This is a genomic window from Trinickia sp. (assembly GCF_057351765.1).
The window spans coordinates 87,385-95,408 of record NZ_JBMRBK010000033.1; the positions used below are offsets into that span (position 1 = coordinate 87,385).

An 8,024-nucleotide genomic window follows, 5' to 3' on the forward strand; every position below is an offset into this window, starting at 1 on the left:
GGGATGCACTTAACCGCGGTACTTTTTTATAGCCGTCTTTTTTGCTTACTGATCTGTCTATGAGCACTATTCCATTGACAAAACGGGGCGCCAACAAGCTGCGCGACGAACTGCAGCGATTGAAATCCATCGAGCGTCCCTCTGTCATCAACTCGATCGCCGAGGCGCGTGCGCAAGGCGATCTGTCCGAAAACGCCGAATACGATGCGGCAAAGGAAAAGCAGGGATTCATCGAGGGCCGGATTGCGGAGATCGAATCGAAGCTGGCCGCGGCCCAGGTGATCGACCCGTCCGCGCTGGATGCCGACGGCCGCGTGGTGTTCGCGGCCACCGTCGAGCTCGAGGATCTCGGTTCGGGCAACGTCGTGACGTATCAGATCGTCGGCGACGACGAGGCCGATATCGATCACGGTCTGATCTCCGTCAGCTCGCCGATCGCTCGCGCGCTGATCGGCAAATCGGAAGGCGACGTCGCTGCGGTGCAGGCGCCCGGCGGCGTGCGCGAGTACGAAATCATCGCCGTGAGCTACGTCTGACAGGCGGCCACGTGTCCCTGGCTCCGCATCGCATTTTCAGATTGCTCGTCGTCGTTTGGGTCGGCTCTTTGCTGACGATCGGCTACGCTGCCGCGCCCACGCTGTTTGCGACGCTGGACCGTGTCGCGGCGGGCGCTGTCGCCGCGCGGCTTTTTCGGATCGAAGCGATGATCGGCGTGTTGTGTGGGATTCTCGCGCTCGCGCTCGGCAACGTACTCGTGCGGCGCGGTTCGCTCGCGTACCGGCCGCTCAGAGGGTTGTTGGCCGGTATGCTGATTTGCGTGCTGGTCGGATATTTCGCGCTGCAGCCGTTCATGGAAGCGATGCGCACCGCGGCACTCGACGCCGGCGTGGATCTGGCGCATTCGGCGTATGCCACCCGATTCGGGATGCTTCATGGCGTCTCGAGCCTGATTTATCTGATCGAGAGCCTGCTGGGCGTCGTACTCGTCTGGAAGCTGCCCGTCGATACTATCGGCGGTGCGAGCAGCCGAACCTGACATGCCGCTCGAGAGTGGCCCCCGATATCGGACGGGCCCTGAAGTCCCGATTACTTCACTGTTTGATGCTGGCTCTTGGCGCTGGTCTGACGTTTCTTCGCACGCTTGACCGTGCCGCCCGCGGTGACGCGTTCATTGCCGCGCACGACCACGGTTTGCGGTTTCGGCCTGCGCTTGGGGTTGTCGCTCGGCTTGACGACCGTTACCAGGCGGGGTGCGGCACCGCGCCCGGCTTTTTCGCCGGCGGCTTGCTGCACACTCGGCATGGCGCGGCTGCGCGCTGCGCTAGCGCCGCCGGCACGGCCTGCGGTCTTGGCGCTGGCGGGGCTTTTCGCGGTGGCGGTGCGGCCCGCGGGTTTGGTCACCGCGGCGCGGGCGTTCTCCTGCGGCTTCCAGACCACGAGCAATTTGCCGATGTGCTGGATGGGAGCGGCGCCGAGCGTATCGCAGATCTGTTCGTAGATGGCCGCGCGCGCCTCGCGTTCGTCGCCGAATACGCGAATCTTGATGAGCTCATGCGCGGCGAGGTGGACCTTTATCTCGGCCAGCACGGCATCGGTCAGCCCATCGCCTCCGATCAGCACGACCGGTTTGAGCGCATGAGCCTGGGCGCGCAATTCGGCGCGTTGAGCGGGAGAGACTTTTAGGGCGGGCATGGGGGATCGGCAACTCGACTAGAATGTGGGCGGCTTGCGAATACGCGAGGCAGCTTGCAAATACGTTACGAAGGCGTGAGGAATGTGACAAACCGCGAGCGCGCGGCGGCCGCATCGGCAAAACGCGTATTATCCGCCAAAAGTGCGGCGACGCAGCAACAGTTGTAAACCTTTCGATGGCAAAAAATCGCTTCAATCAGTCGTGGCTGCACGACCATATCAACGATCCTTACGTCAAGCTGGCGCAGCGCGAAGGTTACCGCGCCCGCGCGGCCTACAAACTCAAGGAAATCGACGAGCAGGACAAGCTGATTCGCCCGGGGCAGGTCATCGTCGATCTCGGCTCGGCGCCGGGCAGCTGGAGTCAGTACGTGCGCAACAAGCTCGCGCACGGCGCGCGCCGCGATGAAAGCCGAGAGGGCGGCATCGACGGGACGATCATTGCGCTCGATCTCCTGCCGATGGAGCCCATCGCCGACGTTCATTTCATTCAGGGTGACTTTCGCGAAGAGGCCGTGGCGGCGCAGCTCGAAGAGAAAGTGGGCGATCGGCGCGTGGACCTTGTAATTTCCGATATGGCGCCCAATCTGTCCGGTGTGGCCGTGGCGGACGCGGCGCGTATCGAGCATATTTGTGATCTCGCCCTCGAATTCGCGCAGAACCACCTGAAGCCGGAAGGTGCTTTGCTCGTCAAATGTTTCCACGGGAGCGGCTACAGTCAGATCGTCGAGAAATTCAAGCGCCAATTCAAGACGGTCGCGGCGCGCAAGCCCAAGGCGTCCCGCGACAAATCGTCCGAGACGTTCATTCTGGGCAGGAATTTGAAGCGTCCGGGATAAGGAGCGTGTCAAGGGCGCCGGTGCCAGCGCTGCACCGCGCGGTGCCCGCACTGTGCGAAAACGACACGTTGACGGATCGGAAAACCCTATTTGCGCGGTAACGAAACGTTATGGCAGGGGTCTACGGACTGGATTAGAATGCTTTCGTGGTGCCGCAAGGTAAATGTAGGCGCCCGTCTATAAGGAAGGAGTGGTGCTTTGAACAACAATATGTTTTCGAAGGCAGCAGTGTGGCTGGTGATCGCACTGGTGCTGTTTACTGTGTTCAAGCAGTTCGACAAGCCCCGCGTCCAGGAAGGTGTCTCGTACTCCCAGTTCATGACGGATGCGAAGGACGGCAAGGTCAAGAGTGTCGTCGTTCAAGGGCGTAATCTCACGGTCACTCCTGCCGACGGTCAAAAGTACCAGATCGTATCGCCGGGCGACATCTGGATGGTCGGCGATCTGATGAAGTATGGCGTTCAGGTGAGCGGCAAGGCCGATGAAGAGCCGAGCGCGCTCGTATCGGCGCTTTACTACCTCGGACCGACGATTCTCATCATCGGATTCTGGTTTTACATGATGAGGCAGATGCAGGGCGGCGGCAAAGGCGGAGCGTTCTCGTTCGGCAAATCGCGCGCGCGTCTGATCGACGAGAACAACAACGCAATCAATTTCACGGATGTCGCCGGTTGTGACGAAGCGAAGGAGGAAGTGTCCGAACTCGTCGATTTCCTGCGCGACCCGCAAAAATTTCAGAAGCTCGGTGGACGCATTCCGCGTGGCGTGCTGCTCGTCGGGCCACCCGGTACCGGCAAGACGCTGCTTGCGCGCGCCATCGCCGGCGAAGCCAAGGTGCCGTTTTTCAGTATCTCCGGTTCGGATTTCGTTGAAATGTTCGTCGGCGTGGGTGCCGCGCGCGTTCGCGATATGTTCGAGCAAGCGAAAAAACATGCCCCGTGCATCGTCTTCATCGACGAAATCGATGCCGTCGGCCGCCACCGCGGCGCCGGCATGGGGGGCGGCAACGACGAGCGCGAGCAGACCCTGAACCAGATGCTCGTCGAGATGGATGGCTTCGAAGCCAATTCGGGCGTCATCGTCATCGCCGCGACGAACCGTTCGGACGTGCTCGACAAAGCATTGCTGCGTCCCGGCCGTTTCGACCGTCAGGTCTATGTCGGCTTGCCCGACATTCGCGGCCGCGAGCAGATTTTGAAAGTGCACCTGCGCAAGGTTCCGATCGCCAACGATGTCGACGCTGCCGTCATCGCGCGCGGCACACCGGGTTTTTCGGGTGCGGACCTCGCGAACCTCGTCAACGAAGCCGCACTTTTCGCGGCGCGCCGGGGCAAGCGCATCGTCGAGATGCAGGACTTCGAGGATGCCAAGGACAAGATCTTCATGGGCCCCGAGCGCAAGTCGGCCGTGATTCGCGAGGAAGCGAAGCGCGCCACGGCGTATCACGAAGCCGGTCACGCCGTCGTGGCGAAGTTGTTGCCGAAGGCCGATCCGGTTCACAAGGTCACGATCATTCCGCGCGGCCGCGCGCTTGGGGTGACCTGGCAATTGCCCGAGCACGATAACGAGACGTATTCCAAGGATTATCTGCTCGATCGGCTCGCGATCCTGTTTGGCGGCCGCGTTGCGGAGGAGCTGTTCCTGAATCTGATCAGCACCGGCGCCTCGGACGATTTCAACAAGGCCACGCAGACTGCTCGCGCGATGGTGACGCGCTTCGGTATGACGGATGCGCTCGGTCCGATGGTCTACGCCGATGACGAAAACGAAAGTTCGCCGTTCGGCCGGGGCTTTACACGCGCCATTTCGGAGGCGACGCAGCAGAAGGTCGATGCCGAGATTCGCCACGTGCTCGATGACCAGTACAACCTTGCACGGAGCCTGCTCGAAGCCAACCGCGACAAGGTCGAGGCTATGACTGCCGCGCTGATGGAATGGGAAACCATCGATGCGGACCAGATCAACGACATCATGGCCGGTCGCCCGCCGCGTTCGCCGAAGAGCGCTTCGCCGGCCGATGCCTCGTCCGGCAGTAGTGGGACGCCGCCGGGCGCTGAGGTCAAGCCGGGCAGCGCCACCGCGCCGGCCTGACGAAGGTTGCGATGCGTGACAGGGCCGGTGCGGTTGACGCACCGGCCTTTTTCGTTGCGTCGCGCACGCGCCCCTGGGTGTTTTTTCCTCGCACAACGATTCGTGACGCACACTGATCTTTCCCCGGCATCCCTTCCCGAGCCGCTGCAATGCGGCCGGTTCACGTTGACGTTCGAGCGGCCCCGCGTAATGGGAATTCTCAACGTCACCCCCGATTCGTTTTCCGATGGCGGGCGTTACGCGGCCCGCGACGACGCGCTGCGCCAGGCGGAACGCATGATTCACGAGGGCGTCGAGATCATCGATATCGGCGGCGAATCGACGCGCCCCGGCGCGCCGCCGGTACCGCTCGATGAAGAGCTGGCCCGCGTGATGCCGATCGTCGAGGCGTTGGCGGGAGTCGGGGTGCCGTTGTCCGTCGACACCTACAAGCCCGAAGTGATGCGGGCCGCACTGGCGGCCGGTGCGGACCTGATCAACGACGTCTGGGGTTTCCGTCTTCCGGGCGCCATCGAGGCCGTGCGCGATAGCGCCTGCGGTTTGTGCGCGATGCATATGCACGGAGAACCGCAGACAATGCAGCGCGGCAAGCCCGAGTATGCCGATGTGGTGGCGGATGTTCGTACGTTCCTGACGGAGCGTGTCGATACGCTGATGCGCGAAGGCATCGCGCGCGAACGGTTGAGCGTCGATCCGGGATTCGGCTTTGGGAAATCGACGTTCGAAGATAACTACGCGCTGTTGGCGCACCTACGGGATACCGCACCGCGGGTTGCGCCGGGAGCAAGGCCCTTTCCGATCCTGGCGGGGATGTCGCGTAAATCGATGTTCGGCGTCGTCACGGGTCGTGCGACGCCGGCCGAGCGGGTCGCGGCCAGCGTAGCGGGGGCGGTCTGCGCGGCTGAGCGCGGTGCAGCGATCGTGCGAGTGCACGACGTGGCGGAGACCGTCGATGCCATCAAGGTATGGGCCGCGGTGCGGGACGCCACGAGAAGTGCGGCCCAATCTAATTGACTGAACTGGATAAGGAAAAAAGAGAATGGCACGACGCTATTTCGGTACCGATGGAGTGCGGGGCAAAGTCGGTGAGGCGCCCATTACGCCCGATTTCGTATTGCGGCTCGGCTACGCTGCGGGAAAGGTGCTGGCGGGCGCGGACCGCCGGGTGGCCAAGCCTGGCTCGCGGCCCACGGTGCTGATCGGCAAGGACACGCGCGTATCCGGCTACATGCTGGAAGCCGCCCTCGAAGCCGGGTTCTCGGCGGCGGGAGTGGATGTGATGCTGGCCGGGCCGATGCCGACGCCGGCCGTCGCCTATCTGACGCGGGCGCTGCGGCTCTCGGCGGGCGTGGTGATCAGCGCATCGCACAACCCTTACTACGATAACGGCATCAAGTTTTTCAGCGCGGACGGCAACAAGCTTCCCGACGAGGTCGAAGCGATGATCGAAAGCGCACTCGACGAGCCATTGGAATGCGCGCCGTCCGAGCGGCTCGGCAAGGCGCGGCGGCTCGACGACGCGGCGGGGCGCTACATCGAATTCTGCAAGAGCACATTCCCGGCCGCCTTCGATCTTCACGGATTGAAGATCGTTCTCGATTGTGCGCACGGTGCGGCCTATCACATCGCGCCGCACGTATTCCACGAACTCGGAGCCGAGGTCATCTCGATCGGCGTCGCGCCGAATGGATTCAATATCAACGACGGCGTCGGCGCGACGGCGCCCGATGCGCTCGTGCGCGCCGTACTCGCGAATCGTGCCGATCTCGGTATTGCGCTCGACGGGGATGCGGATCGCCTGCAGATCGTCGACGGCGAGGGGCGGCTCTATAACGGCGACGAATTGCTTTATCTGCTCGTGAAGGATCGGATCGCGACCGAAGGCCGGGTAGCCGGCGCCGTCGGAACGCTGATGACCAACATGGCGGTGGAAGTGGCGCTGGTCCGTGAAGGGGTGCAATTCGTCCGGGCGGCGGTGGGCGACCGCTACGTGCTCGAGCAGTTGCACGAACATGGATGGCAGCTTGGCGCGGAGGGCTCGGGCCATATCCTCTCGCTCGATCGCCACAGCACCGGCGATGGCATCGTATCGGCGCTGCTCGTGCTGGCTGCCCTCAAGCGCAGCGGCCGCACATTGGCGGAGCATCTGGCCGATTTGACGCTGTTCCCGCAAAAGCTCATCAACGTACGGATGCGCGCGGGCGCCAAGTGGAAGGAAAGCGCTGCGCTGGGGCGTGCAGTTGCGGAAGCCGAACGTTTGCTGGCCGGCAATGGCCGCGTGCTGATTCGGGCCTCCGGCACGGAGCCGGTGTTGCGTGTCATGGTCGAAGCGCGCGAACGCGAGCTCGCCGTTCGTTGCGCCGAAAACATTGCCCAGGTGGCGGAGCGCGAGACGGCGTAGAGGCGTCGGACCGGAAAAAACGCCGCGATTCGCGGCGTTTCGTTTATGTAGTTTTTGCTGCCCGGCCGTCATATTCCGGCTACGAAGTTTTGTCGTCTTCGTCCGCAAAATTTCACCTATCGTCGGTCAATTTCTGAAAAAGTCGCTTCATCGTGTCAGCGCGACCATGACAGGGCGTCAACTTCCGGTCATATTACTGTCACAATAACTACCTAATCTCCCCGGTGTCGATCCACACGACCACACCACTGGGGGTAATCCATGAAATTGATGCAGACTGCGTTCGCCGGCGTTGCCGCGGCGCTTTTCGCGCTCTCCGCGCAAGCCGCTGACATTACCGGCGCGGGCAGCACGTTCGCCGCACCGATCTACACCAAATGGGCCGACGCCTATCAGAAGAGCGGTGGCGCCAAGGTCAACTACCAAGGCATCGGCTCGTCGGGTGGCATCAAGCAGATCATTGCCAAGACCGTCGATTTCGCGGGCTCGGACGCTCCGCTGAAGGACGACGCTCTGGCCAAGGACGGACTCTTTCAGTTCCCGACGGTAGTCGGCGGCGTGGTGCCCGTCGTCAACGTGCCGGGCGTGAAGGCTGGTGAGCTCGTTTTGTCGGGCGAGGTACTCGGCGACATCTATCTCGGCAAGATCAAGAAGTGGAACGATCCGGCGATCGTTGCGTTGAACCCGAAAGCCAAGCTGCCCGATACCGATATCGCCGTGGTCCGCCGCGCCGACGGCTCGGGCACGTCGTTCATCTGGACGCATTACCTCTCGCAGGTCAACCCCGAGTGGAAGTCGAAGATCGGCGAAGGCACGACGGTCAACTGGCCGACCGGTACGGGCGGCAAGGGCAACGATGGCGTCGCCGCATTCGTGCAACGTCTGCCGGGCGCGATCGGCTACGTCGAGTGGGCCTACGCGAAGCAGAACCACATGACCTACACGTCGCTCAAGAACAGCGCGGGTACGGTTGTCGAGCCGAAGACGGAGACGTTCAAGGC

The 8,024-nt window shown here is 62.7% G+C and carries 8 protein-coding genes; 7 read left to right on the forward strand and 1 reads right to left on the reverse strand.

Annotation, left to right across the window (positions count from 1 at the left end; all coding sequences use genetic code 11):
* Positions 1-59: 59 nt before the first annotated feature.
* Both greA and ACO1XS_RS08155 read left to right on the forward strand, forming a co-directional pair.
* Positions 60-536, forward strand: a complete 477-nt coding sequence (gene greA / locus ACO1XS_RS08150; protein WP_331567283.1) for a transcription elongation factor GreA — start codon at positions 60-62, stop codon at positions 534-536.
* Between the two features lie 11 nt (positions 537-547).
* Positions 548-1,036, forward strand: coding sequence for a DUF4149 domain-containing protein (locus ACO1XS_RS08155; protein ID WP_486390391.1), 489 nt, complete (start codon positions 548-550; stop codon positions 1,034-1,036).
* A 50-nt stretch (positions 1,037-1,086) separates the two neighbouring features.
* Here the strand turns inward: ACO1XS_RS08155 and ACO1XS_RS08160 are convergent, their stop codons facing one another.
* Positions 1,087-1,692, reverse strand: a complete 606-nt coding sequence (locus tag ACO1XS_RS08160) for a YhbY family RNA-binding protein (RefSeq protein ID WP_486390392.1) — start codon at positions 1,690-1,692, stop codon at positions 1,087-1,089.
* Between the two features lie 176 nt (positions 1,693-1,868).
* On the opposite strand from ACO1XS_RS08160, the gene ACO1XS_RS08165 reads away from it, so the two are divergent.
* The 5 genes from ACO1XS_RS08165 to pstS form a co-directional block, all read left to right on the forward strand.
* Complete coding sequence (locus ACO1XS_RS08165) at positions 1,869-2,531, forward strand: RlmE family RNA methyltransferase (protein WP_331567289.1); 663 nt, start codon at positions 1,869-1,871, stop codon at positions 2,529-2,531.
* A gap of 198 nt (positions 2,532-2,729) precedes the next feature.
* Positions 2,730-4,622, forward strand: coding sequence for an ATP-dependent zinc metalloprotease FtsH (gene ftsH, locus ACO1XS_RS08170; protein WP_331567291.1), 1,893 nt, complete (start codon positions 2,730-2,732; stop codon positions 4,620-4,622).
* Between the two features lie 189 nt (positions 4,623-4,811).
* Positions 4,812-5,636 (forward strand): dihydropteroate synthase, encoded by an 825-nt coding sequence (folP, locus tag ACO1XS_RS08175; RefSeq protein WP_486390395.1) that lies wholly within the window; start codon positions 4,812-4,814, stop codon positions 5,634-5,636.
* A gap of 25 nt (positions 5,637-5,661) precedes the next feature.
* Positions 5,662-7,023 carry a phosphoglucosamine mutase gene (gene glmM, locus ACO1XS_RS08180; RefSeq protein WP_331567295.1) on the forward strand — a complete coding sequence of 454 codons (1,362 nt, stop codon included), beginning with the start codon at positions 5,662-5,664 and terminating at the stop codon, positions 7,021-7,023.
* Positions 7,024-7,284: 261 nt separating this feature from the next.
* The coding region (pstS, locus tag ACO1XS_RS08185) for a phosphate ABC transporter substrate-binding protein PstS (RefSeq protein WP_486390393.1) at positions 7,285-8,024 on the forward strand (740 nt) is incomplete at its 3' end.

Coding starts and splice junctions, on each gene's coding strand:
- glmM (WP_331567295.1), top strand. CDS start 5,662: ATGGCACGACGCTATTTCGGTACCGATGGAGTGCGGGGCAAAGTCGGT.
- ACO1XS_RS08165 (WP_331567289.1), top strand. CDS start 1,869: ATGGCAAAAAATCGCTTCAATCAGTCGTGGCTGCACGACCATATCAAC.
- greA (WP_331567283.1), top strand. CDS start 60: ATGAGCACTATTCCATTGACAAAACGGGGCGCCAACAAGCTGCGCGAC.
- folP (WP_486390395.1), top strand. CDS start 4,812: ATGGGAATTCTCAACGTCACCCCCGATTCGTTTTCCGATGGCGGGCGT.
- ACO1XS_RS08160 (WP_486390392.1), bottom strand. CDS start 1,692: ATGCCCGCCCTAAAAGTCTCTCCCGCTCAACGCGCCGAATTGCGCGCC.